The 23,797-nt window shown below is 56.3% G+C and carries 25 protein-coding genes and 1 pseudogene; 14 read left to right on the top strand and 12 right to left on the bottom strand.

All coding sequences use genetic code 11. The features are described 5' to 3' along the window. Nucleotides 1-41 precede the first annotated feature (41 nt). Complete coding sequence (ypfJ, locus tag CU102_RS07205) at nt 42-977, top strand: KPN_02809 family neutral zinc metallopeptidase (RefSeq protein WP_106710401.1); 936 nt, start codon at nt 42-44, stop codon at nt 975-977. Between the two features lie 89 nt (nt 978-1,066). Here ypfJ and CU102_RS07200 read toward each other — a convergent pair whose 3' ends face one another. After that, nucleotides 1,067-1,789, bottom strand: a complete 723-nt coding sequence (locus CU102_RS07200) for an aspartate/glutamate racemase family protein (protein ID WP_106710508.1) — start codon at nt 1,787-1,789, stop codon at nt 1,067-1,069. A 149-nt stretch (nt 1,790-1,938) separates the two neighbouring features. Between CU102_RS07200 and CU102_RS07195 the strand changes: the two genes are divergently transcribed. After that, nucleotides 1,939-2,403, top strand: coding sequence for an Lrp/AsnC family transcriptional regulator (locus CU102_RS07195; protein ID WP_106710399.1), 465 nt, complete (start codon nt 1,939-1,941; stop codon nt 2,401-2,403). 160 nt (nt 2,404-2,563) lie between these two features. Then, on the top strand, nt 2,564-3,835 hold the full coding sequence (locus CU102_RS07190; protein ID WP_106710397.1) for a TCR/Tet family MFS transporter: 1,272 nt from the start codon (nt 2,564-2,566) through the stop codon (nt 3,833-3,835). 18 nt (nt 3,836-3,853) lie between these two features. On the opposite strand, the gene CU102_RS07185 is transcribed toward CU102_RS07190, so the two are convergent. Together CU102_RS07185 and CU102_RS07180 are read right to left on the bottom strand one after the other, a co-directional pair. Further along, the gene (locus CU102_RS07185) at nt 3,854-4,411 is read right to left on the bottom strand and encodes a TetR/AcrR family transcriptional regulator (protein WP_106710396.1); all 558 of its coding nucleotides are present in this window, start codon (nt 4,409-4,411) and stop codon (nt 3,854-3,856) included. 3 nt (nt 4,412-4,414) lie between these two features. After that, nucleotides 4,415-4,888 (bottom strand): nuclear transport factor 2 family protein, encoded by a 474-nt coding sequence (locus CU102_RS07180; protein WP_106710394.1) that lies wholly within the window; start codon nt 4,886-4,888, stop codon nt 4,415-4,417. A gap of 183 nt (nt 4,889-5,071) precedes the next feature. Between CU102_RS07180 and CU102_RS07175 the strand changes: the two genes are divergently transcribed. After that, nucleotides 5,072-5,992, top strand: coding sequence for an aldo/keto reductase (locus CU102_RS07175; RefSeq protein ID WP_106710392.1), 921 nt, complete (start codon nt 5,072-5,074; stop codon nt 5,990-5,992). A gap of 34 nt (nt 5,993-6,026) precedes the next feature. Here the strand turns inward: CU102_RS07175 and carA are convergent, their stop codons facing one another. Beyond that, nucleotides 6,027-7,280, bottom strand: a complete 1,254-nt coding sequence (gene carA, locus CU102_RS07170; RefSeq protein ID WP_208113826.1) for a glutamine-hydrolyzing carbamoyl-phosphate synthase small subunit — start codon at nt 7,278-7,280, stop codon at nt 6,027-6,029. Nucleotides 7,281-7,573: 293 nt separating this feature from the next. On the opposite strand from carA, the gene CU102_RS07165 reads away from it, so the two are divergent. Continuing rightward, nucleotides 7,574-8,023 carry a GatB/YqeY domain-containing protein gene (locus CU102_RS07165; RefSeq protein WP_106710390.1) on the top strand — a complete coding sequence of 150 codons (450 nt, stop codon included), beginning with the start codon at nt 7,574-7,576 and terminating at the stop codon, nt 8,021-8,023. Nucleotides 8,024-8,038: 15 nt separating this feature from the next. Here CU102_RS07165 and CU102_RS07160 read toward each other — a convergent pair whose 3' ends face one another. Both CU102_RS07160 and CU102_RS07155 read right to left on the bottom strand, forming a co-directional pair. Further along, the gene (locus CU102_RS07160) at nt 8,039-8,338 is read right to left on the bottom strand and encodes an AzlD family protein (RefSeq protein WP_106710388.1); all 300 of its coding nucleotides are present in this window, start codon (nt 8,336-8,338) and stop codon (nt 8,039-8,041) included. After that, the gene (locus CU102_RS07155; RefSeq protein ID WP_106710506.1) at nt 8,335-9,075 is read right to left on the bottom strand and encodes an AzlC family ABC transporter permease; all 741 of its coding nucleotides are present in this window, start codon (nt 9,073-9,075) and stop codon (nt 8,335-8,337) included. The genes CU102_RS07160 and CU102_RS07155 overlap by 4 nt, the downstream gene beginning before the upstream one ends. Before the next feature lie 172 nt (nt 9,076-9,247). Between CU102_RS07155 and CU102_RS07150 the strand changes: the two genes are divergently transcribed. Then, nucleotides 9,248-9,709, top strand: a complete 462-nt coding sequence (locus CU102_RS07150; RefSeq protein ID WP_106710386.1) for an Lrp/AsnC family transcriptional regulator — start codon at nt 9,248-9,250, stop codon at nt 9,707-9,709. Nucleotides 9,710-9,944: 235 nt separating this feature from the next. Here the strand turns inward: CU102_RS07150 and CU102_RS07145 are convergent, their stop codons facing one another. Beyond that, nucleotides 9,945-10,481: a DUF1003 domain-containing protein gene (locus CU102_RS07145; protein WP_106710384.1), complete on the bottom strand. Its 537-nt coding sequence runs from the start codon at nt 10,479-10,481 to the stop codon at nt 9,945-9,947. Nucleotides 10,482-10,704: 223 nt separating this feature from the next. Between CU102_RS07145 and CU102_RS29730 the strand changes: the two genes are divergently transcribed. Then, nucleotides 10,705-10,869: a hypothetical protein gene (locus CU102_RS29730; protein WP_166648415.1), complete on the top strand. Its 165-nt coding sequence runs from the start codon at nt 10,705-10,707 to the stop codon at nt 10,867-10,869. A gap of 20 nt (nt 10,870-10,889) precedes the next feature. Here CU102_RS29730 and CU102_RS07140 read toward each other — a convergent pair whose 3' ends face one another. Next, on the bottom strand, nt 10,890-12,560 hold the full coding sequence (locus tag CU102_RS07140) for a Na/Pi cotransporter family protein (RefSeq protein ID WP_106710505.1): 1,671 nt from the start codon (nt 12,558-12,560) through the stop codon (nt 10,890-10,892). Between the two features lie 367 nt (nt 12,561-12,927). Here CU102_RS07140 and dnaG point away from each other — a divergent pair, with 367 nt between their 5' ends. After that, complete coding sequence (gene dnaG / locus CU102_RS07135; RefSeq protein WP_106710382.1) at nt 12,928-14,895, top strand: DNA primase; 1,968 nt, start codon at nt 12,928-12,930, stop codon at nt 14,893-14,895. Nucleotides 14,896-15,187: 292 nt separating this feature from the next. Further along, the gene (rpoD, locus tag CU102_RS07130) at nt 15,188-17,212 is read left to right on the top strand and encodes an RNA polymerase sigma factor RpoD (RefSeq protein WP_106710380.1); all 2,025 of its coding nucleotides are present in this window, start codon (nt 15,188-15,190) and stop codon (nt 17,210-17,212) included. Nucleotides 17,213-17,314: 102 nt separating this feature from the next. Here rpoD and CU102_RS07125 read toward each other — a convergent pair whose 3' ends face one another. Together CU102_RS07125 and CU102_RS07120 are read right to left on the bottom strand one after the other, a co-directional pair. Further along, nucleotides 17,315-17,833, bottom strand: coding sequence for a TIGR00645 family protein (locus CU102_RS07125; RefSeq protein WP_106710378.1), 519 nt, complete (start codon nt 17,831-17,833; stop codon nt 17,315-17,317). A 129-nt stretch (nt 17,834-17,962) separates the two neighbouring features. Further along, nucleotides 17,963-20,032, bottom strand: a complete 2,070-nt coding sequence (locus CU102_RS07120; RefSeq protein WP_245425259.1) for an OmpA family protein — start codon at nt 20,030-20,032, stop codon at nt 17,963-17,965. Between the two features lie 5 nt (nt 20,033-20,037). Between CU102_RS07120 and CU102_RS30095 the strand changes: the two genes are divergently transcribed. From CU102_RS30095 to CU102_RS07105, 3 genes are all read left to right on the top strand, one after another. Then, nucleotides 20,038-20,322, top strand: a complete 285-nt coding sequence (locus CU102_RS30095; protein ID WP_166648414.1) for a hypothetical protein — start codon at nt 20,038-20,040, stop codon at nt 20,320-20,322. A 31-nt stretch (nt 20,323-20,353) separates the two neighbouring features. Then, nucleotides 20,354-20,821, top strand: coding sequence for a YcgN family cysteine cluster protein (locus tag CU102_RS07110; RefSeq protein WP_106710374.1), 468 nt, complete (start codon nt 20,354-20,356; stop codon nt 20,819-20,821). A 106-nt stretch (nt 20,822-20,927) separates the two neighbouring features. Further along, nucleotides 20,928-21,275: an antifreeze protein gene (locus CU102_RS07105; protein WP_133624527.1), complete on the top strand. Its 348-nt coding sequence runs from the start codon at nt 20,928-20,930 to the stop codon at nt 21,273-21,275. A 61-nt stretch (nt 21,276-21,336) separates the two neighbouring features. Here the strand turns inward: CU102_RS07105 and CU102_RS07100 are convergent, their stop codons facing one another. Next, a complete protein-coding gene (locus tag CU102_RS07100; protein ID WP_106710370.1) occupies nt 21,337-22,068 on the bottom strand; it encodes an SIMPL domain-containing protein in 732 nt (243 codons plus the stop codon). A gap of 149 nt (nt 22,069-22,217) precedes the next feature. On the opposite strand from CU102_RS07100, the gene CU102_RS07095 reads away from it, so the two are divergent. Beyond that, nucleotides 22,218-22,502 carry a hypothetical protein gene (locus tag CU102_RS07095; RefSeq protein WP_106710369.1) on the top strand — a complete coding sequence of 95 codons (285 nt, stop codon included), beginning with the start codon at nt 22,218-22,220 and terminating at the stop codon, nt 22,500-22,502. 17 nt (nt 22,503-22,519) lie between these two features. On the opposite strand, the gene CU102_RS07090 is transcribed toward CU102_RS07095, so the two are convergent. After that, on the bottom strand, nt 22,520-23,194 hold the full coding sequence (locus CU102_RS07090; RefSeq protein ID WP_106710367.1) for an HAD family hydrolase: 675 nt from the start codon (nt 23,192-23,194) through the stop codon (nt 22,520-22,522). A 158-nt stretch (nt 23,195-23,352) separates the two neighbouring features. On the opposite strand from CU102_RS07090, the pseudogene CU102_RS07085 reads away from it, so the two are divergent. After that, nucleotides 23,353-23,797 (top strand): annotated as a pseudogene (locus CU102_RS07085) (homoserine dehydrogenase); the annotation flags it as partial.

The raw sequence follows: 23,797 nt of genomic DNA, 5'->3' as shown, positions 1-23,797 counted from the left end.
ATATCGGCCGATTGGACCGATAGGTGACCAGGAGACGGGAAATGCGTTGGCAGGGCCGCAGACAGAGTGACAACGTTGAGGATCAACGCGGACAAGGCGGCGGGTTTCCCGGCGGAATCGGTCGAGGTGGCGGCTTCCGCCTTCCGGGCGGGTCTGGCATACGAACCGCACGCGGCGGCGGGTTTACCGGTATCATCATTCTGGCCGCGATCTTCCTGTTCCTGAAATTCTGCACGAGTATCGATCCGATGCAGATTCTCGTCGATTCCGGCGGCACCGGGGGGCAATTGGTGCCAGGCCAGAGCCAGGCTCCCTCTGGCGATGCGTCCGTTAAGACTGATGACGAGATGACGCAATTCGTGAAAACAGTGCTTGCGGAAACGGAAGACGTCTGGAGCGGCATTTTCCAGGCCGAAGGACAGCAATATCCGCCACCGACCATGGTCCTGTTCGATGGGCAGGTTAAGTCAGCCTGCGGTTTTGCGAGCGCCGCGTCAGGGCCCTTCTACTGCCCGGGTGACCGCAAGCTCTACATTGATTTGAGTTTCTATGACGAACTCGACAGGAAGTTTGGTGCCTCTGGCGACTTTGCCCAGGCCTATGTACTTGCGCACGAAGTTGGCCACCACGTGCAAAACTTGATCGGTGTACTGCCGAAATTCAATCAGATGCGCCAGAACATGGGTGAGGCGGAGTCAAACGCCATGTCAGTTCGGGTCGAACTCCAGGCCGACTGTTTTGCCGGAATCTGGGGCCATTTCACCAAGCAAAAGGGCATCCTTGATGCTGGCGATCTGGAAGAAGCGCTCAACGCCGCACAACAGATTGGCGATGATACTCTGCAGCGCAAGATGCAGGGCTATGTCGTGCCGGAAAGTTTCAACCACGGCACGTCAGCCCAGCGCGCTACGTGGTTCAAACGCGGATTCGACAGCGGCAAGCTGGAGAGTTGCGACACGTTCAGCGGAGCCATCTAAAGCAAAGTCCGACCAGAAGGCGTCTATCTGGTCTGGTCGGGAACTTGCTCTAACATCCTTGCCCTCCCGCAGGGGAGGGTTTGCGATTGTCAAACTGCGTTTTGCTCGCTCTTGAAATCCATCCCCAGCGCGTGCGCCACGGCAGCGTTGGAATGGATGGTGGTGGAGTCGAATGCCGGGAGGGCGACGTTGTCGTCGGTCAGGGACAGGCAGATTTCAGTACAGCCAAGAATAACGCTATCAGCGCCAGCGTCCATGCCGCGCTGAATGATCTTTTCCAGCGCCTGGCGCGAGTCGTCCTTGACGATGCCGCAGCAGAGTTCATCGAAAATCACCGAATGAACCTTGGCGCGATCGATTTCATTGGGAACGACGACCTCGATGTTGAATTCTGCGCGCATATAGTCGGCGTAGAAGCCATGCTCCATCGTGTAGCGGGTTGCAAGGAGCAAAGGGCGCTTCTTACCCGCTGCCGCAAGAGTGCGCCCGGTTTCATGCCTGATGTCGATGAGCGGAACACTGACCGCCGTTGCGACAGCGTCGGCAACAAGATGCATCGTGTTGGTGCAGATCAGAATGCAATCGGCGCCCGCTCTTTCAAGACGCCGGGCCGCATCGGACAAGAGTGCAGCAGCTTCATCCCAGCGGTCACTTTTCTGCAAGGCAACCACTTCTGCAAAATCCAATGACTGCATCGCGATCTTGGCTGAAGCAAGGCCACCCAGACGTGTCCGGACGTTCTCATTGATCTGGCGATAATAGACCGCGGTGCTTTCCCAGCTCATACCGCCGATCAATCCAATGGTGCGCATTGCAAAATTCCCCTGACTGTTCACTCGACCGGGATGATAGGTCGGATCGCGCGGGAACGGTTCGCGAAGATTGTTGCGCATGCTTGTTTTTATGCAAACATATGGCGTAAAGTTATTCATATGCGCTTGAAATTTGCTAAGGAAGCAGAATGCTCGACGATCGCGACCGCAAGATTCTAGATCTGCTGCAGGATAACGCATCGCTTGCCGTCTCCGATCTGGCCGACAGGGTGAGCCTATCCATTTCTGCCTGTTCGCGCCGCATCCAGCGCCTTGAGGAAGACGGATACATCGCCCGGCGGGTCGTATTGCTTGATCGTCCGCTGATGGGATTGCCAACCACGATGTTCGTGATTGTTCGGACAGCGCGTCACTCGGCCGAATGGCTCGAACAGTTTCGCAAAGCGATCAGTGACATTCCTGAAATCGTCGAAGTGCATCGCATGACCGGCACGATCGACTATATCCTGAAGATCGTACTTCCACGCGTGGAAGCTTATGACAGCATCTACAAAACGCTCGTCGAAAAAGTCGAATTTTTCGACATCTCAGCGTCGGTATCGATGGAAACATTGAAGGCAACGACAGCATTGCCGACCAATTATGTGCGCTAGGCTGGCAGGAACTGTCAGGAGGAATTTGTGTCGAAGACACTTTCCGGTGGTAAATTGGGTCGTTTCCTGATCATGTTCACGTATTGTTTCGCTCTTGCGAACCGGACATGATGATTTTCCGCGTCAATCGCGGATATAAACGCCATTTGCGAGTTTTCCGATGATTGACCCGATTCTGGCCAAGCGCGGCCTCACACTCGTCTTCATTATCTTGCTTCTGGATATTATCGGTATCGGGATCATCGTTCCCGTCCTGCCGGAATATCTAGAGCAACTGACCGGTTCGAACGTGGGGCAGGCGGCGATTTACGGGGGCTGGCTGCTCCTTGCTTATGCCGGAATGCAGTTTGTTTTTGCGCCACTGATCGGAAATCTGAGCGATCGCTTTGGTCGCCGCCCGGTGTTGCTGGTATCCGTGGTAACCTTCGCTCTCGACAATCTCATCTGTGCGCTCGCGCCGAACTTTGGAATCCTGCTAGTCGGACGAATTCTTGCAGGCATCAGCGGCGGCAGTTACTCGACTGCCTCGGCTTACATTGCCGACGTCAGTACCGACGAGAATCGGGCGAAGAATTTCGGACTGCTTGGCATTGCATTCGGCGTCGGGTTTATTCTCGGACCGATCATTGGCGGCTTTCTTGGTGAATTTGGCCCACGCGTACCCTTCTTCGGTGCAGCGCTGATTTCGTTTCTGAACTTTGTTGCTGCCTATTTCCTCTTACCTGAAACGCTTGGGGCGAAGGACCGCCGGAAGTTCGAGTGGAAGCGGTCCAATCCGCTTGGCGCGCTGAAGCAGATGCGTAACCACAAGGGGATCCTGTGGATTGGTTTGGTCTTTTTCATGCTGACGCTTGGACACATGTCCTATCCTGCGGTGTGGGCCTATGTCGGCAGTTATCGCTATGGCTGGAGCGAGAGCGATATCGGCATGTCACTGGGCATTTACGGTCTGTGCAGCGCGATCGTGATGGGGCTCGTCCTGCCGCGCATCGTGTCGAGATTTGGCGAGTGGCGTACGGCGGTTATCGGCCTCACCTTCGCTGCGCTCGGTTTCTTCGGTTATGCCGGTGCCTGGCAGGGTTGGCTGGTTTATGTGGTTATCGTTGCCACTTGTCTTGAAGGTGTAGCAGATCCGGCCATGCGCAGTATCGCCGCGGCAAAGGTTCCTGCGTCGGAGCAGGGCGAGTTGCAAGGAGCCATGACGAGCCTGTTCAGCATTACCAACGTTATCGGGCCGCTGATCTTCACCCAGATATTCGCGATCTTCACAGCGCCTGACGCGTCGATCAAGTTTAGTGGTGCGCCTTACGTGCTTGGTGGGATTTTCGTGTTGATCGGCCTGATTGTTTTTGTTCTTCGCGTCGAGAAACCATCGCTTGCTAAAGACGAAGTTCTCGCCCCAGGTGCGTTGGCTCCAAACGAAGCCGGGTAGAGTAGCTGCCGTTGCTGGCTACTCTAGAAGCCGTTTCTCGGCTTTGCTCATTGCGCGCTCGAATACTGAAGGATCGTTGAGCGCGCGGGCGAGGACGAGCGCGCCCTGAATGCTGATGACCGCCTCTTCGGCGAGATCTGTGGCCTTGGCGGTTTCATGCCCGGCCTTTTCCAGGGCCGCGGCAAGGGCAATTCTCCAGCCGACAAAATAGCCCCTGATCTGTGCGGTAAAGCGGTCCCGTACGCTATCGAGAGCAAACGCGCCGACGAGACAGATGCGCCGCCCGGAGCGGAAATAATCGTCCACGGCGCGGCACATCGCGCTGATCGCCTCGCGCGGGTCGTCGGCTTCGCGCAGCGGACTATAGATATGATCCTCAAACCAAGTATCGATTTCGTTCAGAACGACGGCAGCCATCTGTTCTTTCCCGCCGGGAAAGAAGTGGTAGAGGCTGCCTTTGCCGAGCCCGGTCTTCTCGCCGATGATCGCAAGGCTGGCGCCCTCGAAACCGTTCTCGCGGAAGATCTCCGCGAGAACTGGAATAACATCCGAACGTTCGGCAACTGTTCTTGCCATCAATTACAGTCCCAGATCTGAGAGGCCAGGATGGTCGGCCGGGCGTGGTCCCGAGCGGTCCCAGAAGAACTTGCGTTCCGATTCATTGATTGGCAAATCATTGATACTTGCAAAACGCTTTCGCATCAGGCCATTCTCGTCGAATTCCCAGTTTTCATTGCCGTAGGCCCGGAACCAGTTACCGGAATCGTCATGATATTCATAGGCGAAACGCACGGCGATGCGGTTGTCGGTAAACGCCCAAAGCTCCTTGATCAGCCGATAATCCAATTCCCTGTCCCACTTGCCGGAGAGGAAGGCGACGATGGCCTCACGTCCCTGCACAAATGTCGATCGATTTCGCCAGTAGCTATCGATCGTATAGGCCAGAGATACGCGTTCGGCGTTGCGGGTGTTCCAGCCATCTTCCGCCAAGCGCACTTTCTGTATCGCGGTCTCCCGGGTGTATGGTGGCAAAGGTGGGCGTTGTTCGGACAATTCTGTTCTCCTTGTAGCTGTGTACTGATTGGTAAAGTGTGTATCATTTGGTACACTTGGAATCGATTGCTGTCAACCAGCCGCGGATACAACTTTCGTAGTCGGCGCCACTCGCGCTATTTTCTCTCTTGAGGCTTTGCTTTAAGCAGGCAGGATCACTGTCGGAGCTGAGGTGAAATCCCGATGTCCTATGAAAAACGTATCGCGCTCCATGCCGAAGGCCTGAGCCTGTCCCGTCTCGTCCTCGGTGCCTGGCGGTTGCTGAGCGGGCCCGAAAAACCTGACGCAGCCAGCGTGGCAGATCTCATTAATGGTGCCATCGATCTTGGCATGACCAGCTTCGATCATGCCGACATTTATGGTGATTATGGCGTGGAAGAAGTCTTTGGCGCCGGGCTGAAGCACTGGGGCGGCAAACGAGAGCAGATCGAACTGATCACCAAGTGTGACATCATACTGAAATCGGATGTGCGTCCGGCTAACCGTATCAAACACTATGATACGAGTGCCGCCCATATTGAAGCATCTGTGGACCGCTCGCTCAAAAACTTGCACACCGACTATATTGACGTGTTGCTGATCCACCGGCCTGATCCCCTCATGGATGCGGATGAAACGGCGAGGGGACTCGAGAGCGTCGTCACGGCAGGTAAGGTGCGGGCCGTCGGCGTTTCCAATTTCACGCCTTCACAATTCGATCTGCTCGCGTCGCGGCTGCCTTTCCCGCTGGTCACCAACCAGATCGAAGTTTCAGTCATCCACACGGCCGCGCTGTTCGATGGCAGTCTCGATCACGCGCAGCGCCTGCGCTATTCGCCGATGATCTGGTCACCACTGGGTGGCGGCAGTCTCTTTACCGGTGATGGCGCGCAGGAGAGGCGGGTACGTGGGGCCTTGAAGGTGGCGGCAGATGCAGCCGGCGTCGTCGATATCGCTGCGATCGCGATTGCCTGGCTGTTGCGCCATCCAGCCCGGCCAATTCCGGTGCTTGGCAGTCTCAAGCGCGAACGTCTGGCTTTAATGGCAGCCGCGCTCGACATCGAGCTCGAGCGCCAGCAATGGTTCGAGATTTTGAAGGCAAGCACTGGGGAAGACGTTCCGTAAGCAGTGAATGTGCCTCGGCAAGCTCCCCGGTATCTCAGGCGGCATGATCGCGTTCGGGCAGAGCCTCCAGCCCCTTCCTTTCGCGGATCAGATTGAAGAACCGGCGGAAGAGGTAATGTGAGTCCTGCGGTCCGGGCGATGCTTCCGGGTGATGCTGCACTGAAAACACCGGGCGGCCAACCACACGCAACCCGCAATTGCTGCCGTCGAACAGGGAGACATGGGTTTCCTCGACGCCGTCCGGGAAGGATCCTGCGTCGACCGCAAACCCATGATTCATCGAGACGATCTCGACCTTGCCTGTCGTATCGTCGCGCACCGGATGGTTGGCGCCGTGATGGCCCTGATGCATCTTCTTGGTATCGCCGCCAAGTGCCAGTGCCAGCATCTGGTGACCGAGGCAGATCCCGAAGACCGGAATATCGGTCTTGATCAGTTCTTTGATGGCCGGCACTGCGTATTTGCCGGTCGCTGCCGGATCACCAGGACCATTGGACAGGAAGATGCCGTCCGGCTTGTAGGCCAGAACATCGGCAGCGGTGGCTGAAGCCGGGAGAATGGTGACCTTAGCGCCGAGACCCGCAATCAGACGCAGGATATTGCGCTTGATGCCGTAGTCGATGGCGACCACGTGGAATTCCGGATCTGATTGATCGTCGAACCCTTCGTTCCAGACCCACGGCTTTTCGGTCCAGACCGAGCTCTGCCCTGACGTGACATCTTTGGCGAGATCGAGGTCGAGCAGGCCGTGCCAGGCGGCGGCGCGTGCTTTGAGCGCAGGAATGTCGAACTTGCCGTCCGGATCGTGCGCAATCACCGCGTTGGGCATGCCCTTTTCGCGTATCAAAACAGTCAAAGCGCGTGTATCGGCACCAGCCAAGGCAATGACACCGCGCGCTTTCAACCAATGATCGAGATGTTCGGCAGCGCGATAACTTGACGGCGCGGTGATGTCGGCCTTGAAAATCGCTCCAACCGCGCCTGCACGATTGGCCGGGGTCAGGTCTTCGATGTCTTCCTTGTTGGTGCCGACATTGCCGATGTGGGGGAAAGTAAATGTGACGATCTGGCCTGCATAGGATGGATCGGTGAGAATTTCCTCGTAGCCGGTAAGCGCAGTATTGAAGCAGACCTCCGCCTCACAGATCCCTGTCGCGCCGAGGCCCTTACCTTCGATGACGGTGCCGTCTGCTAGGACAAGCACGGCTGTCGGCTTGAATTCGGTCCAACCAGCTGTCTTGGGACCCGCTGCCTGGATACCTACGTCTGTTATTGTGGTGGCGGTCATGCGGTTTCCTTAAGCTCTGGCTGGCATCGTTGTGTGTCGTCTGTTGCTGTCCGCCCGACATTGAAAGATGTCGTTCATCGTTTCATATGACGTGGCTAAACGCGGTGTTGGATGATCCTCACCGCATAACAATAGAAATTTGTCTGGCTAAGACTGAAGCCATAAACAAAGCTGCACCTCCGGTCAATTGCGACACAAGCACTCTTCGCGGAATCTTGCCAGAATTGGCATTTCGCGATGATTGTCTTTGTGAGCTGTCAACATTAGGGTGCGCGAAAGTAGGAGAACAAGTTATGCGCGATACAATCGCCGGGGCATTGAACACAGCTATCAAAGCACAGGACAAGGGCCGCGTCCCAACACTGCGCCTAATTATGGCCGCCATCAAAGATCGCGACATCCTCAATCGTGGCACGGGCAAGGATCCGGCAACGAGTGACGAGATCAGTTCGATTCTCGCTAAGATGATCAAGCAGCGTGAGGAGTCAGCCAAGCTCTACGAGGAAGGCAATCGCCTTGAGCTCGCCGAACAGGAGCGTGCGGAAATCGAGATCATTCGCGACTTCATGCCGAAGCAGCTCACCGAAGCAGAGATACGTCAGGCTGCCAAAGGCGTCATCGATGAAATCGGCGCCGCCGGCCCGCGCGACATGGGTAAAACCATGAACATGCTGAAGGACAGATATGCCGGCCAGATGGATTTCAGCCGCGCGAGCAGCATCGTGAAAGAGCTTTTGCAGTAAAGCAGGGAGTACGCCCTACCCGATCAGATGCCGCAGGAGACCCGCTGAAGCGATCCCGATCAGAACGGTCGGCAGCATGGAGAGGCGCGTTGCCGCGAGGAACGTGATTGCAAGAGCAAGGAGGTCGGCCGGGTTGTCGGAAACGAAGTTCGGTGCGATCACAGAGATCAGGACACATCCCGGTGCGGCTTCCATGACCGCAGCCGCGCGCGGGCTGAGCGTGCGATTGCGCAGCACGAGGTAGCCCCCAATGCGTGTGAGATAGGTGGCACTTGCCATAAGGACGATGGTGAGAAGAGTTGCTGTATCACTCATGTGTCACCTGACAGTATGTAGGCTGAAACGAGCCCGGAGAGTGCGCCAGCGGCGACATACCAGGCTCCGGGAATGAGAAGGTAGGTCAGCGCCGCAACGGCAAGGCTGACGATCCAGGGGCGTGCACGGGCCATACCTTTCCACATGCCCCGGAGCAGCACCAGGAACACAGCCGGAAACGCCATGTCGAAGCCATAGGGCTCGACGTTGCCGAGCACCGGGCCAAATACGGCGCCAAGGGTCGTGAAGACTACCCACGTGAGATAGAAGGGGAGTGCGGCTCCCAGATAATATGGCAGGCTGAATGCCGGGTACCTGCCGGCCGAGGCGCGCTTCTTGCTATCCGCCAGGCCGAGCGCCCAACTTTCGTCGCACATGAAGAAGAGGGCCGGCAGCGCCTTGCGTTTGGGCAGCTGGGGCAGGAATGGCGCGAGGGCTGCTCCCATGAGCAGATGGCGACTGTTTACCAGAAAGGTGATGGCGACAATGAGCAGGATGTGCGGGGGAGAGGTCCATAGCTGTATCGCGGCGAACTCCGAACCGCCGGCAAAGTTCAGCCCCGTCATGAGCGGCACTTCAACGACGCTCAGTCCTTTCTCGGCCGCCTGAGCACCGAGCACAAGCGCATACGGAACGATGCCAAGCAGGACTGGCGTGCAAGACACAATTCCGCGCCAGAACTCGGGACTGGCTCTTTCGCCGGCCTGTTGCGGCAGATAAGTTTGCGTCGTGCTCATAGTTTTCCCTGGGCGCGCCTTGCGGCCGCCTCCTCCCGATTTGTCGGATGTCGATGATGTCGAATGGGAACATAGGTAAATTAGTTCGCAATTTGGTTGCGAATATTCTTGGTTTTTGCCAATATTTGGCATTTAGTATCTAAATTATGGTAGATATTGGAATCATACGCCAATGAATCTGGATGATATTGACAGGCGCATCCTTCGGGCACTTCAACGCGACGGCCGGATGCCCAACAATGAGCTTGCCAAGGCAGTGGGGCTTTCAGCGTCACCCTGTCTAAGGCGTGTAAAACTCTTGGAAGATGCCGGCGTGATTGACCGCTATGTCGCGGTGCTCAACCCTGCGAAGATCGGCAAGGGCCTGACATTCTTCACGCGCATCTGGCTGAAGGCGCAGGACGAGGACACGATAGAACATTTTGCAGCCGAGGTGGCCAAGCTGCCTCAGGTGCTCGAATGTTATCTGATGCTTGGTGACTGCGACGCCATGGTCCGTGTGGTAGCTGCCGATATACACGACTATCGCCGCTTCCAGTCAGAGCATTTGAGCCGGATCAAGGGGGTGCAGAACGTCAAGACGGACGTTCCGAGTCAGACGGTAAAGCAGACGTCAGAATTGCCGCTCTCGTGAGTCGGAGCATCGGACTTCTGCGAGCCGCCATGCAAATTTGGTCAATGCGACAATTTGCATAGCTATTATGCAAAATTGAAAGTTGCCATTTTTTTGTGCTGTACTATTCTGGGGTCGTTGGGTTCTTCTCCTCCCAGATACCCCAACATCGAATGTACTGCACCTCCTCCCGCGGTACATTTACAATCAGGACCGCTGCACCTCCTCCCGCAGCGGTCCTTTTTCGTTCTTGGGGTCAGTCAGCCTTTTCTGGCGGCCGTTTTGGATCTGACAGTTCCTGGACCGCTTCGGTGAGTGACACCACTTCCTTTTCGCGAAGCTGGTCTATCTTCTGGTGAAGAAGTTCGATCTTTTCATGCAACAGTTCGATCTCAAGCTCTGCCTTGATGTTGATGCGGTAATCATTCTCCGCCTCCTTGCGATCTATGTCCTGCTGGCGGTTCTGGCTCATCATGATAAACGGCGCCGCGTATGCGGCCTGAAATGACAGAGCGAGATTGAGGAGTATGAATGGATAGGGATCCCATTCACGCACGTAGGCTGTAACATTCAGCACGATCCAGACGAACAAGATCGTCGACTGGATAATGATGAACGACCAGGACCCCATCGTTGCTGCCACCAGGTCCGCGATTTTCTGTCCACGCGTAAGTTCGCTCTCGCGGTCGGAAGGCTTCTTTTGACGCTCCCGCCGGCGAACATCCCTTAAATGATGCAGCAGCTTGCGCTCGGCTCCCCACAAGCCCTGTTTTACTTCGTCTACATTCGGCATGGACCTGTCCCCATAGCTATTGTGCAACCACCTTGCTGATAATGGTGATCCGAAAATCCCGAGACATCATAGACGTGTTTGGCCCGGATGGTATCCGGCTGCGGCGAGGAGATGCTGTGAGCCTGGCTTCGATGTACGCGCTGTCGAAATTTATACCAGTGCCGCGGGATATGGAACTTGCGCGCTACATCCGCGTTCTTTGTTGACAGGAATGGAGGCGATAATGAAAGAACAAAGATGGTCTACCATTATTGGGATACTGGCCGGGTTGTCTGTTGGTGCGGGCATCGGTGGTGCGATGATGGGCAATATACTCCTCGGACTGCTTATCGGCAGCGCCATGGGGGCATTCATCGGGTCTAACACCCACATCCACCGCGACTATTAGTTCATTGCTACTTTAAACGATCAGCTGTGCAATGTACGCAAACGTGTTGTGTTCAGAAGGCCCTGTTCTTCGAGCACAGGATAAGCCATTGCGGCAAGCAGCGAATTAACCTGCTTCAGATCTCGGATCGTATCAAGGTGAATGGAGCTTGTTTCCAGACTGCGAGTGGTTCCTTCGCGCAATCGGGTGAAATGCCGGTCGCTGCTCTGGCTTTCAAGGTCGCGCAGATGATCTTTCTCCAGGACCAGCTGGTGTGCCGTTTCGCGATCGCGTGAAACGAGGACGTTAAACGCCATACGCGCATTGCTCAGCACTTTTGCATGAAAATTGCTGAGCTCCAGCCAGCCTTCGTCCGTGAATTTGAGATTACGGTCCATCTTTTTCTGCACCAGCGCCAGCATGTTGCGAACAATAATATCGCCGACCTGTTCGAGCTTGACGCACGCGCCGAGCAATTCCCGGGCACGCGCGACTTCAAAATTCGTCAGCGACCTCGTTGTCAGCTTGGCGAGATAAAGCTTGATAGCGGCATGTTTGCGATCGACCTTGTCGTCAAGAGCCGACAATTCGTCAATGCGGTCCTGCTCTGCGTGCTCATACAGTTCGATGATCCGCCGCAACATGATCTCTACCGTTTCGCAAACCGCCACGGTCTCGCGTGTCGCGTTTGCCAGCGCCAGGCTCGGCGTGTCGAGAACGGTTTCGTCCAGAGCGCTGAGTTCCTCGTGGTCCAATGATGGCGGTCGCTGCGCTGGAGTGTTGAGAGTAACGATGGCCTTGGTAGCCTTGAGAACGAGAGCGGAAAGCGGGACACCGGCAACAAGGATGAGGATGTTGAAGAGGATATGACCGTTGATCACTTGGTCTGCCGGTGCAGCGCCAAGAAAAGCTACCGATGGCTTGAATGTCAGATAGAGGATCAGGATCACCACGGAACCCGCGCCACGCATCAGGAGATTGCCCATTGGCACTATACGCGTCTGCGGGGCAGCATTGCGGGTCAAGATTGGGGCGATGAAGGACGAGCCAAGATTGACGCCGAAAATCATCACGATCCCGAGCTCCGGTTGAATCAGCCCGCGGGACGCAAAAGTGACCAGCAACAGGACGGCGGCGATACTGGAATGGAACAGCCACGTCATCACTGCCGCAAGCAGGAAGGCCGTAACCGGATCCGTATCGAGATAACCAACGATGACCGGCAACAGTTCGCTGTTGCGCAACGGCTCGGTCGCCTGGCCGGTCATTTCGAGGGAAAGTATCAAAAGGCCGATGCCGACAAGGATACGCCCCGCCTGACGCCAGTTGCTGCGTTCTGTCGACATGAAGATGGCTGTGCCGGCAACGAGGCAGAGCGGCACCAGCAGGGTAAGATCAAAGCTCAGGATTTTGACGACAAGGGCCGATCCAACTTCAGCACCGCGCACGGCCATTAGGCCGGCAATGCCGCTGACAATTCCGGATCCGACAAAGGAACCGACGAGAAGGCTCACAGCCGTCGAACTCTGCAACGCGATCGATAGCATCAAGCCCCAGAGCACGGCGAGGACCGGGTTATGCAGGACGCCGCGCAGGCTCTGGCGCATGCGCTCACCATAAGCGCGCTCGACGCCGGTACGCACCATGCGAGTTGCCCACAACAGGAGCGCCACAGCGCCCGCTAGATGCAACAAAATTTCCGAGCCGTTCACTTTGAAGACAATCCTGATCAGTTCGACAATATGGTAATGCAATTTGTGCATTTTAGTTGCAGCAGATTAAGATAACATATCGTTCAGAAAGAGAAAAAAATATGTTCCGGCTAAGAAAAAAGGTGTCGCATTTGACAAAATGTAACAGTTTTATGACAGATTTAAGTGGATAACTTTGTGACTTGTCTGCTGGGCAAAAATCACGGTTCTCATGAACGATACCGGTAATGAGCGGGGGACGAATGCCTTGCGGCCCTTCCGCCCAGCTCCTATTTGTTGCAGTATGAGTCAGACCTGAAAACGCGATCTTCAGGTTGTCAAACAATCCGGCTTTTAGAACCCGTCCATTTGAAGCACGAAGAGCAGCATGCGATTTCCGCCGTCCTTCCTCGATGAGATCAGGGAGCGTGTACCGATCTCCAGTGTGATCGGAACGCGTGTTTCTTTCGACCGGAAAAAGACAAATGCGCCCAAGGGTGATTTTTGGGCGTGTTGCCCGTTTCATGGAGAGAAATCGCCAAGCTTCCATTGTGAGGACCGCAAGGGCCGCTATCACTGCTTTGGCTGCGGCGTTACTGGCGATCATTTCCGTTTCCTGACGGAACTCGAAGGACTGAGCTTTCCGGAGGCAGTGCAACGTGTGGCCGACATGGCCGGCGTGCCCATGCCTGCGCGCGATGCCGAGATGGAAATACGGGAGGCGAAGCGTGCAACGCTCTACGATGTCATGGAGATGGCGACCAAGTTCTTCGAGGAACAATTGCAGGCGGCGGGCGGCGCGAAAGCACGTGCCTATCTGCGCGACCGCGGCTTGAGCGCGGCGACGCAACATTCTTATCGTTTGGGCTATGCTCCCGAGAGCCGCAATGCGTTGAAAGAACACCTAGCCCTGAAGGGTGCCACGAAGGAGCAGATCGAGGCCTGCGGGCTCGTGGTCTATGGTGATGACAAGCCGGTTTCCTTTGATCGCTTCCGCGATCGTATCATGTTCCCGATCGAGGACTTGCGCGGCCGCATCATCGCCTTTGGCGGCCGGGCGCTGGCGCCCAACGCAATCGCGAAATACATGAACTCCAACGAGACGGAGCTCTTCCACAAAGGCAAGGTTCTCTACAATGCTTTGCGTGCCAGAAAAGCCGCGCAGCCTCAAGGCGGGCAGCAAGCAAAGGCGGTGATTGCCGTCGAAGGCTATATGGATGTGATTGCTCTGGCCCAGGCGGGCTTTGCCCAGGCTGTTGCGCCACTGGGGACGGCGCTGACCGAAGATCAGCTCGATCTTCTTTGGCGCATGTCACCCGAGCCTATCCTTTGTTTCGATGGTGACAATGCCGGCATCAAGGCGGCACATCGTGCGATAGATCTAGCACTGCCTGCACTGAAGCCCGGGCGCTCCTTGCGTTTTGCAGTGCTGCCGGAGGGCAAGGATCCCGACGATCTCGTCAAATCATCCGGGCCGCAGGCTTTCCAAGCGGTGCTCGACGATGCACGTCCGCTGGCCGATATGCTTTGGGCGCGTGAGACGAGCGGCGGTGTCTTCGATACGCCTGAGCGACGCGCCGAACTTGAAGCGCGGCTGAAACAGATGACGGCGCTGATTGGCGACGAGAATGTGCGCCGTCACTATGCTCAGGATGTACGTGATCGCATCCAGCAGTTTTTCAGGTCGGGCCAGCGCGGTAATGACAGGCGCAATTCCGGTCCGCGTGGCCATAATCAGAATGGCTTCGGCCAGCAGAATGGATATGGACAGCGGGGCAGGGGCGCGGCCAATGGCCGTCTGGCTGTTTCGGACAGTCTGGCGCGTTCGGTGTTGGTAAAGACAACATCAGCCGCACCACCGCTGCGCGAGACCGCAATCCTCATGACCTTGTTCAACCATCCTCGTCTGATCGAGGAAGATTTTGAAACGGTCGTGCGGCTGGAGTTCAGCCATCCCGACCTTAAGCGCTTTCATGCAGCGATGCTCAACGCCTTGGCAGAGCATCACGTCGCAACCGGCGCCGAGATGCGCAAGGCAATGGTCGAAACCAGCCATGGCGCGCTCATCGAAGCTCTGGAGGCGCTGGTACGGCGCGCCCGCATGTGGACAGCGACAGCAGAAGCGGCGGAAGAGGATGCGTTGGAAGCATTGAGGCAGGCCGTTCACTTGCATCAGCGTGCAGGCACACTACATAAAGAGCTGAAAGTTGCTGAAACCGCCCTGGCTACTGAAGCCACCGACGAAAATCTCAACCGGCTGCTCGATATTCAGAACGATATTCGCAATGCGCAGGCAACCGAAGCGCTGATCGAAGGGTTCGGAATACCCTCGGGACGGTCGGGTAAGGGTTTTTGACCGAATTGATTCGCTTTTTTATAGCGAATCAGTTGAGTCGGGGTTGACGTGGGTCAATAATGACGGAATCAGATTGCGCGGAATTGAAGATATTTGCGGGTCCAGCAGAAAAACCGGCAAATTCGGCAGATATGTAACGTGCTCGCCACCGGGATAACAAGGTTAATCCGACATTAACGGGATTTCGGCTAGTCGATCATTTATTACCTTTATGGTGTGGGGGAACCGGTGCAGCGCCGCACTCGTTGTTCCCACGCATGAACAAAGCGGACGTCGCTTGGAGATACGGAATATGGCAACAAAGGCAAAGGAAAACGAGGAAGTAGAAGTCGAGCGCGAAGGCGCGCCAGACGGACCGCTTCTCGACCTTTCCGATGACGCTGTCAAGAAGATGATCAAGCTCGCGAAGAAGCGCGGCTATGTGACGATGGATGAGCTCAATGCGGTTCTTCCATCTGAAGAGGTCACTTCCGAGCAGATCGAAGACACGATGGCTATGCTCAGCGATATGGGCATCAATGTCGTCGAAGATGATGAGCAGGACGCTGACGCCGAAGAAGCCGATAACAGCGGCGACGAGGAAAATGAGGCGCGCGAGCTGGCCGATGCGACCGGCACCGCGGTAGCACCCACAACCACCAAGAAAGAACCTACCGATCGCACTGACGATCCTGTTCGCATGTATCTGCGTGAGATGGGTACAGTCGAACTGTTGTCGCGCGAAGGCGAAATCGCCATCGCGAAGCGCATCGAGGCTGGCCGCGAGACCATGATCTCCGGCCTGTGCGAAAGCCCGCTGACCTTTCAGGCAATCATTATCTGGCGCGAGGATTTGAACGAATCGAAGATTCTCCTGCGCGAAATCATCGATCTCGAAACCACCTATGCGGGCCCGGAAGCCAAGCAAGCCCCGGTGATCGAACGCGTCGAAGAAGAACGGCCCGCGGCCAATGACAAGCCACGCCGCTCGCGCGACGATGACGACATCACCAATGTCGGTGGCGATACGCCGGTCGAGGAAGACGACGACGAGGACGATGAGGCCAATCTGTCGCTTGCTGCGATGGAAGCCGAACTTCGCCCGCAGGTTATGGAAACGCTCGACGTTATCGCTGATACCTATAAGAAGCTGCGCAAGCTGCAGGATCAACAGGTCGAAAATCGCCTTGCTGCCTCGGGCTCACTGTCTCCAAGCCAGGAGCGCCGCTACAAGGAGCTTAAGGATCAACTGATCAAGGCGGTTAAGTCGCTGTCGCTGAACCAGAACCGTATCGAAGCGCTCGTCGCGCAGCTATACGACATCAACAAGCGCCTTGTTCAGAACGAAGGCCGCCTGCTGCGCCTTGCGGAGTCCTATGGCGTGCGTCGAGAGGATTTCCTCAAGGAATATCAGGGCAACGAACTTGACCCGAACTGGCTCAAAGCCGTTTCGAACCTGACGACCCGTGGCTGGAAAGAGTTCACCAAGAACGAGAAGGACACGATCAAGAACCTGCGCACGGAAATCCAGAACATGGCGCAGGAAACTGCGATTTCGATCTCGGAATTCCGTCGTATCGTCAATCAGGTACAGAAGGGCGAACGCGAAGCTGCGCTGGCCAAGAAGGAAATGGTCGAGGCCAACCTGCGTCTCGTAATCTCGATCGCCAAGAAATACACTAATCGTGGCCTGCAGTTCCTTGATCTCATCCAGGAAGGCAATATCGGCCTGATGAAGGCCGTCGACAAGTTCGAGTACCGCCGTGGTTACAAGTTTTCGACCTATGCGACCTGGTGGATTCGTCAGGCAATCACCCGCTCGATCGCCGATCAGGCCCGCACCATCCGTATTCCTGTGCATATGATCGAAACGATCAACAAGATCGTCCGGACCTCGCGCCAGATGCTGCATGAAATCGGCCGCGAGCCAACGCCCGAGGAGCTAGCCGAAAAACTGGCGATGCCGCTCGAAAAAGTGCGGAAGGTCCTGAAGATTGCCAAGGAGCCGATCTCGCTCGAAACGCCGGTTGGCGACGAGGAAGATTCACATCTCGGCGATTTCATCGAGGACAAGAACGCGCTGTTGCCAATCGACGCTGCCATTCAGGCCAATCTGCGCGATACCACGACACGGGTTCTGGCTTCGCTCACGCCGCGCGAAGAGCGCGTACTGCGGATGCGTTTCGGTATCGGCATGAACACCGACCATACGCTTGAAGAAGTTGGTCAGCAGTTCTCGGTGACGCGCGAACGCATTCGTCAGATCGAAGCGAAGGCGCTGCGCAAGCTCAAGCATCCGAGTCGGTCGCGCAAGCTGCGTTCATTCCTCGACAGCTGATCTGCGGCGGCCAGTTATAAAAATGAACGGGATGGGTGCGAGCCCATCCCGTTTTTCTTTGCCCCTAGCGGCAGGATGATTCACCAGCCAAGCTGGCTACCTTCAAAGCGATGGTGATTGCTTTCCGGCCTTTTCCTTGACCATTAGTTTGTCGATGTAGGCCAGGAACAGCGCCGAGAAGACGAAGGCAAGGTGAATCACTGTGAACCACGTCAATTGTTCGGTGCTGAATTGCGTCAGGTTTAGAAAGACCTGCAGCAGATGGATCGAGGAAATGGCGACGATCGTCGACGCGACCTTGATCTTCAGCGATCCCGCATCGATGGTCCCGAGCCAGTGTACCTCTTCGGCCTCATCGAAGCGGCTGACGAAATTTTCGTAGCCGGAGATGATCACCATGACGACCAGACTGGCGACGAGTGCAGCGTCGATCAGGCCGAGCATTTTGAGGATCGTGTCTGTTTCGTCGAGAACCGTGACCTTGGCGACGAAATCGATGAGTTTTCCGGCAAAGGAAAACGCGTATATGGCAAGGGCGACGGCGAGACCGAGATAGAAAACCACGAGAAGCCAGCGCGAGGCGAGGATGATATTTTCGATGAAGATTTCGATACGTTTCATAAGGCGGGGTCCGGTTGCATAAACTGGGCTCAAGCCATCACATAGCGATGAAGGTCGTGAACTCAAGCTATAATCATAAAAAACCCGGACCGAAAGTCCGGGTTTTTGCTTGTTGCAATGATCAGTCCGTTATTGGCTGCTGGCCACGGGAGCAACAAGAGGTGTGATGCGACGTATGGCTACGCGGCGGTTCTGCTGCTCGGGAGTATCCGATTTGATCTTCAGATAACGCTCACCGTAACCTTGGGTGGCCATATTTTCCGGCGGAATATCGAAGACGTTGGTCAGTGCCTGCGCAACCGACTCGGCGCGCTTGTCCGACAGCACAAGATTTGCTTGATCCGAACCAACAGCGTCCGTATGGCCCTCAATCAGGAAGGTCTCCGCCGGGTTCTTCTTGAGGATTTGCGCCATGGCCTTGGCAACGCTCTCAATCCGTTCGATCTGGTCTTCACCGATTTCCGCTGAGCCGAACTGGAAGGTAATCGTATCGAGATCGACGCGGCGTACCTTGTCGCGGATACGGGCGGAACGTTTGACCTCATCAATGGAATAGATGCGCTCGACACGTTCCACTGGTGGCTGCGCGAAGAACTCGTAGACGTCTTCTTCAGGGGCTTCCTCGGCGTCCAGAATATAATCGCTAACCGGAATGGTCAGGCGAAGCGGCGGCAGATCATCGCCAGGATCACGCCATGCCAGACGTTCCTCGCGATCATAGTCCGGCGTATAGGTCAGCAGCACTTCGCGCCCGTCAGGCATTACACGTGAGCGCTGGATCACATCGCCATAGCGGTTGCGGATCGTGACGATCTGGACACCATTTTCGCGCACGATGGTTTCGCGGGTGCGGCGGCGCGGAAGATCTTCATAGTAAACCTCCTGTGCGTTGCGCGACATGCGGGGACGATCCGAACTTTCGACGAAGACGTTATTGTTGACCTCGACAATGGTCCGGTCGTCGAACTGCTTGATGACCTGGACGTCACTTGGCCGCTCGTCACGCGGGCGTTGCTTGATACGGGTACCCTTTTCGACCAGGACCGGCTCAATCTTGATAGGGGCGAGTGCCTGCTGGACGTCGGCGTCGGATTTAGGCGGTGGTGCTGCCGCCGCCGCCGGCTCCTGGGCCACCGGCTGTTGAGTTGCGGGCGCCTCAACCGCTTGTCCGGCCTTTCCACCCTTGCCATCAACAACAGGTGCTGGCTTGGCGCTATCAAGCACGGGCGCTGCATTCGCCGGAAGGGGCGAGGCTTCCTGCTGGGCGGGCTGGGCTGGACTGTCAGGCGTTGTCGCGGGAGCGGTCGCCGTACCATCAGGGGCAGGTTGACCCGTTGCAGGATCAACTGGTTTTGCCGGTTTGGCCTCCTGGGCGGGTGCAATCGGCTTTTCGCCAGTTGCGGTTGCAGGCTGATCGCTCGAGGGTTGTTCCGCCGTTGCCGGGGTTTCCGGTGTCGGCTGAGCGGGCGCTTGCTTGGCAGCTTCATCTGCTGCTTTCTTGGCTTCTTCGGCAGCCTTTTCCGATTGCTTGTCGGCAGCTTTTTGAGCGCCGTCAGCCTTCTTGCGAGCCTCTTCTTCCGCAGCCTTTTGAGCCTCGGCCGCCTTGGCTGCTTCCTGCTCGGCGGCCTTTTTGGCCTTTTCCGTTTCTTTCGCAGTGTCCTGCTCGGCCGCCTTCGCGGCTTCAGCCTCGGCTGCAGCCTTCTTGCGTACCTCCTCCTCAATTGCCTTCTGTTGTTCTGCGGCCTTGTTCGCCTCGACCTCGGCCGCACGCTTGGCTTTCTCAGTTTCCTGCGCAGCTTCCTTTTCGGCAGCCTTGGCGGCTTTGGCTTCCGCGGCAGCTTTCCGCTTTGCTTCCTCTTCTACTGCCTGCTGTTGCTCAGCTGCCTTGTCGGCTTCAGCTTGCGCGGCGCGTTTCGCTTCTTTGGCCTGCTGAGCAGCTTGTGCCTCGGAGGCCTTCGCAGCTTCCTCAGCCTGTTGCTTTGCCTGTTCTTCGGCCTGCTGCTGTGCCTTCGCACCCGCTTCAGCTTCTTCTGCCGCACGCTTCTGCGCTTGCTCGGCCTGTTTTGCACCCTTTCGCTTCAGTTCCTCAGCCGCTGGATCTTCTTCTGGCGCCGCTTGCTCGGCTTGCGCCAGCATGAGCGGCGGTACATTCGAATTGGAGGAGATAAATGGCCGGTTGAGCGGGGGTTGTTCAGCCATCGCCGATGGCGAAGAAAAGAGAATTGCCGTTGAGGCAAAAAAGAGCGCTGTCCGTTTCATTTTCATCCCTGTCTCGCGTTCCTTCCTTTGAAACACGTCAAATGTTTGCGACCGCAGCTTGGTTCCGCTTCATGGCAACGGCTTGTCCGTGCGATCCTCATTACAGTTTCATTGCCGCTGGCAATGTGTCCGGCCCGACATTGGCCGAAACCGATGTCGTCAGAATTGCAGCCCCCGCCTGTATGTCATGTGAAGATGCCGTTCATCTGGCGTTCATGTTTAAAACATAGACGCAACAGCTCATGCGATGTATTTGAGCACATGCCTACCGAACCATTCTGGAAAACCAAGACCCTCGACGAGCTGAACCGCTCAGAATGGGAAAGCCTGTGCGATGGCTGCGGTCGCTGCTGCCTGCACAAGCTTGAAGACGAAGATACGGAAGAAATTTATTTCACCACCGTAGCCTGCACGTTGCTGGACGCAGGGACATGCCAGTGTTCGGATTATACCCACAGAAAGAGGAAGGTGCCCGACTGCGTTTTTTTGACACCGGAGATCGTCCGTACTGTCGACTGGCTGCCGGAGACCTGTGGATATCGGTTGATCGACGAGGGCAGGGATCTTTATTGGTGGCATCCGCTCGTATCGGGCAGCGTAGAAACCGTGCACGAGGCCGGTATTTCCGTGCGAGGCAAGATCACTGCATATGATCACGATCTCTCAAGTGACGAAGATTATTTTGAACACATGATGCAGGCCGAACTGCCATCTCTGAACCGTGAGTGAACGGCGTGTTGAGGAATTGTTCAGCTCGCATGTGAAAAAAGGGCGCCTGTCCGGATTTTCAGAAGTCTTGCCCCCAATCCCGGATAATCGAACAGGAGAACGCCCTATGGCTAGTCTTTCATTGAAGTTGCTGGCAGTCGGTGCTGCGATTAGCATCGGTGCCATTCTCGGCGCAAACACATCGAATGCGGCACCACTAACGCCTGCGCCAATGGCCGCCGAACATGGTAACGCAGCTGCACCTCTCGTGCAGGTGGACTATCGCTACTATCGCCCACCTTATCGTCCTGCCGTCTGCACGCCCCGTCAGGCAGCCTACAAGGCCAGCCGCATGGGCATCCGCAATCCGCGTGTGGTCGTGAACCGCAACGTTGTCCGTGTCGCCGGGTGGAAACATGGCCTGCGCACGATCGCCGTTTTTGCACGGGCACCCGGATGCCCATTCATTCGATAAGGGCAATCATCGAAAAAGGGTGCTGCAGGGCACCCTTTTTTTGCTTCACTATGGTGGTGGATCAATTCTTCAGCTCGAACGTCACATTCACGTTCACATTGTAGGTGTTCTCGCCTGCTGCAACCGGAACGGAGTCAGCGGGGGCTGCCGCCATCATCTTCTCCCGGCCCATGGGCATCGGGCGCGGGCTGTAGGACTGCTCGCTGATCTCGATCACCTTACCAAGACTGACACCCGCAGCCTCTGTTAGAGTCTTCGCCTTGGCCAGCGCATTTGCAACGGCCTTCTTGCGGGCTTCCTCGACAACCGTCTCGGGTTTGTCGTTGGTGAAGGTGAGATTACCGCCCTGATTGACACCCAGCGTCACGGATTGGTCGAGGATATCTCCAACTTTCTTCAGATCGCGCACGCGGACGGTCAACGAGTTGGAAACCGCATAACCGACGATCTTCGGTGCTTGAGGCGGCTGTGTGTTATCCTTGTTTTCCGGATAGACATAGCGCGGGTCGATGCTGAAGCCCGACGTCTGCAGGTCGCGTTCGGCAATCCCTGCCTTCTTCATCGCATCAAGCACCTTGGCCATGGCTTCATTGTTTGCAGTGAGCGCCTCGCGCGCGGTTGGCTTTTCCTGCAACACGACCAGTGAAAGGATGGCCATGTCCGGCGCGGCGGCTGCCTCGCCTTCTCCCGTCACTGTAATGCGTGGGCGCGGAGCTTCGTCTGCCAATGCGGCGAAAGGCAAGGCCATCATTGCAGTTGTGGCGAATGCCAGGCTCAGAATTTTGGATGTCATGGATATCTCCCCAAGTGACGTGAAGCTGATGCGTCGCAGGCGATTATGGGTGGATTAGGGCAAAAGGCAAAACATTCGAAGACCTATGCATTTTATGCATCCAAATGTTTTTATGTGCGTTTCTCCTTCGACGATGGAAGGAGTGCGCGATGACAGGCAAAGAAGTGAAAGCCACTAAGATCAAACCAAAAGAAGTTTCGACTGCTCCGATTGCCAAGCAGGACTGGGAGGAGTTCACAGAAGAAGAAACCATCGCCGACGACGAGCTCGCCATTCGAGGCGAGAGGCAGGTCGAATCGGAAGACGCCGGAGACCTGTCGGAAGACGACGACGATAATCCTTATCAGAATAGCGATGATGCCTTGCCTGATGACGAGGAAGAAGAGGAAATTGCACGTGACCCGGAGCGGACAGGGCGGCGCTTCAACGACTAGGGTCAGAAGCTTGGGTATCACTCATCATTGGCCGCACGCATCCAGTAGCTAATATCCTTCCAATCGGAGAACACGGCGGCAGCGCCTTTGTCAAAAAGTCTCTGAGCGTGATCCTTGTCGGTGTGAGTGCCTCCGGTATAGCCGATGGCAGTCATGCCGGCGGCGACAGCACCTTCGATGCCGAACGGTGAATCCTCAATCACCACACAGCCGCTGGCATCCGCTCCCATTGCCTTTGCAGCGTGCAAGAAGAGGTCTGGCGCGGGCTTGCCACGCTTGACCATGGAAGAACTATAAATCGCATCACCGAAAAAAACCGCGAGCCCGGTGGTATCCAGGCTGAAATGAATGCGTTTCAATGAGGATGACGAAGCCACGCAACGGGGAGTATCAAGTTCGTCCAAGAGCAACTTGATACCCGGCGTTGGCTGTAACGATTGGCCGAACACTCGCCTGGTTTCCGGCCATAATCCACTTTCTGCAGCGTCGGAAAGGTAGTGCCCCGTGAGGTCGGCGATTCGCTTGATGATATCCGACTGCTTCATGCCGACGCATTGCGCTATGGTACCCTCCGGCAGCGTCATTCCCTGGTTGGCATAGACGTTGTGATAGGCAAGTGTGGCCAAGGGTTCACTGTCTACGAGGACGCCGTCACAATCAAAAATCACCAGGTCAAATCGGTTCTGCGGCATTTCCGTCCTCGTCATAGTGCGTTTCACTGAGGTTCTTAAGGCACCCTCGTTACTTCTCTTATAGTGCACATAGGTCTTGACTAAAATACAAATGTTCAATATTCGATGAATGAAATTTGAACGGCTTTGCATACTGAAAAAGCCGTGGAGGAGACATCATGGCTACGAATGTTGCACTGACGGGGTTGGCGCGGGACATGCAGGCGCGGGCGGATACGGGCCGTCCGATCCGCATCGGCCTGATCGGTTCGGGCGAGATGGGCACCGACATCGTCACGCGTGTGGCGCATATGCCCGGCATCGAGATCGGGGCGATTTCGGAACTCAACTTGCAGGGTGCGCTGAAGGCGGTCGACATCGCCTATCAGGAAGAAGGGCATTCGCGCGAGGTCTCGAATGCTTCGGCGCTCACCGCGGCGATGGAAGCGGGCAAGATCGCCGTCACCAATGATGCCGATCTCATCCTTGAGAACGACCTGATCGATGTGGTCATCGATGCGACCGGGGTGCCGGCGGTCGGGGCCGAGATCGGCTTGAAGGCGATGGAGCACGGCAAGCATCTGGTCATGATGAATGTCGAGGCGGATGTGACCATCGGCGCCT

It is taken from the genome of Phyllobacterium brassicacearum (assembly GCF_003010955.1).
GTDB classification, from domain to species: Bacteria; Pseudomonadota; Alphaproteobacteria; order Rhizobiales; family Rhizobiaceae; genus Phyllobacterium; species Phyllobacterium brassicacearum.
This window is presented reverse-complemented; position numbering and strand designations above follow the sequence as displayed.

Bases quoted from the DNA above. Each gene is read 5' to 3' on its own strand.
- ypfJ (WP_106710401.1), top strand. From the start codon at position 42: ATGCGTTGGCAGGGCCGCAGACAGAGTGACAACGTTGAGGATCAACGC.
- CU102_RS07200 (WP_106710508.1), bottom strand. From the start codon at position 1,789: ATGCGCACCATTGGATTGATCGGCGGTATGAGCTGGGAAAGCACCGCG.
- CU102_RS07195 (WP_106710399.1), top strand. From the start codon at position 1,939: ATGCTCGACGATCGCGACCGCAAGATTCTAGATCTGCTGCAGGATAAC.
- CU102_RS07190 (WP_106710397.1), top strand. From the start codon at position 2,564: ATGATTGACCCGATTCTGGCCAAGCGCGGCCTCACACTCGTCTTCATT.
- CU102_RS07185 (WP_106710396.1), bottom strand. From the start codon at position 4,411: ATGGCAAGAACAGTTGCCGAACGTTCGGATGTTATTCCAGTTCTCGCG.
- CU102_RS07175 (WP_106710392.1), top strand. From the start codon at position 5,072: ATGTCCTATGAAAAACGTATCGCGCTCCATGCCGAAGGCCTGAGCCTG.
- carA (WP_208113826.1), bottom strand. From the start codon at position 7,280: ATGACCGCCACCACAATAACAGACGTAGGTATCCAGGCAGCGGGTCCC.
- CU102_RS07165 (WP_106710390.1), top strand. From the start codon at position 7,574: ATGCGCGATACAATCGCCGGGGCATTGAACACAGCTATCAAAGCACAG.
- CU102_RS07160 (WP_106710388.1), bottom strand. From the start codon at position 8,338: ATGAGTGATACAGCAACTCTTCTCACCATCGTCCTTATGGCAAGTGCC.
- CU102_RS07155 (WP_106710506.1), bottom strand. From the start codon at position 9,075: ATGAGCACGACGCAAACTTATCTGCCGCAACAGGCCGGCGAAAGAGCC.
- CU102_RS07150 (WP_106710386.1), top strand. From the start codon at position 9,248: ATGAATCTGGATGATATTGACAGGCGCATCCTTCGGGCACTTCAACGC.
- CU102_RS07145 (WP_106710384.1), bottom strand. From the start codon at position 10,481: ATGCCGAATGTAGACGAAGTAAAACAGGGCTTGTGGGGAGCCGAGCGC.
- CU102_RS29730 (WP_166648415.1), top strand. From the start codon at position 10,705: ATGAAAGAACAAAGATGGTCTACCATTATTGGGATACTGGCCGGGTTG.
- dnaG (WP_106710382.1), top strand. From the start codon at position 12,928: ATGCGATTTCCGCCGTCCTTCCTCGATGAGATCAGGGAGCGTGTACCG.
- rpoD (WP_106710380.1), top strand. From the start codon at position 15,188: ATGGCAACAAAGGCAAAGGAAAACGAGGAAGTAGAAGTCGAGCGCGAA.
- CU102_RS07125 (WP_106710378.1), bottom strand. From the start codon at position 17,833: ATGAAACGTATCGAAATCTTCATCGAAAATATCATCCTCGCCTCGCGC.
- CU102_RS07120 (WP_245425259.1), bottom strand. From the start codon at position 20,032: ATGGCTGAACAACCCCCGCTCAACCGGCCATTTATCTCCTCCAATTCG.
- CU102_RS30095 (WP_166648414.1), top strand. From the start codon at position 20,038: ATGGCGAAGAAAAGAGAATTGCCGTTGAGGCAAAAAAGAGCGCTGTCC.
- CU102_RS07110 (WP_106710374.1), top strand. From the start codon at position 20,354: ATGCCTACCGAACCATTCTGGAAAACCAAGACCCTCGACGAGCTGAAC.
- CU102_RS07105 (WP_133624527.1), top strand. From the start codon at position 20,928: ATGGCTAGTCTTTCATTGAAGTTGCTGGCAGTCGGTGCTGCGATTAGC.
- CU102_RS07100 (WP_106710370.1), bottom strand. From the start codon at position 22,068: ATGACATCCAAAATTCTGAGCCTGGCATTCGCCACAACTGCAATGATG.
- CU102_RS07095 (WP_106710369.1), top strand. From the start codon at position 22,218: ATGACAGGCAAAGAAGTGAAAGCCACTAAGATCAAACCAAAAGAAGTT.
- CU102_RS07090 (WP_106710367.1), bottom strand. From the start codon at position 23,194: ATGCCGCAGAACCGATTTGACCTGGTGATTTTTGATTGTGACGGCGTC.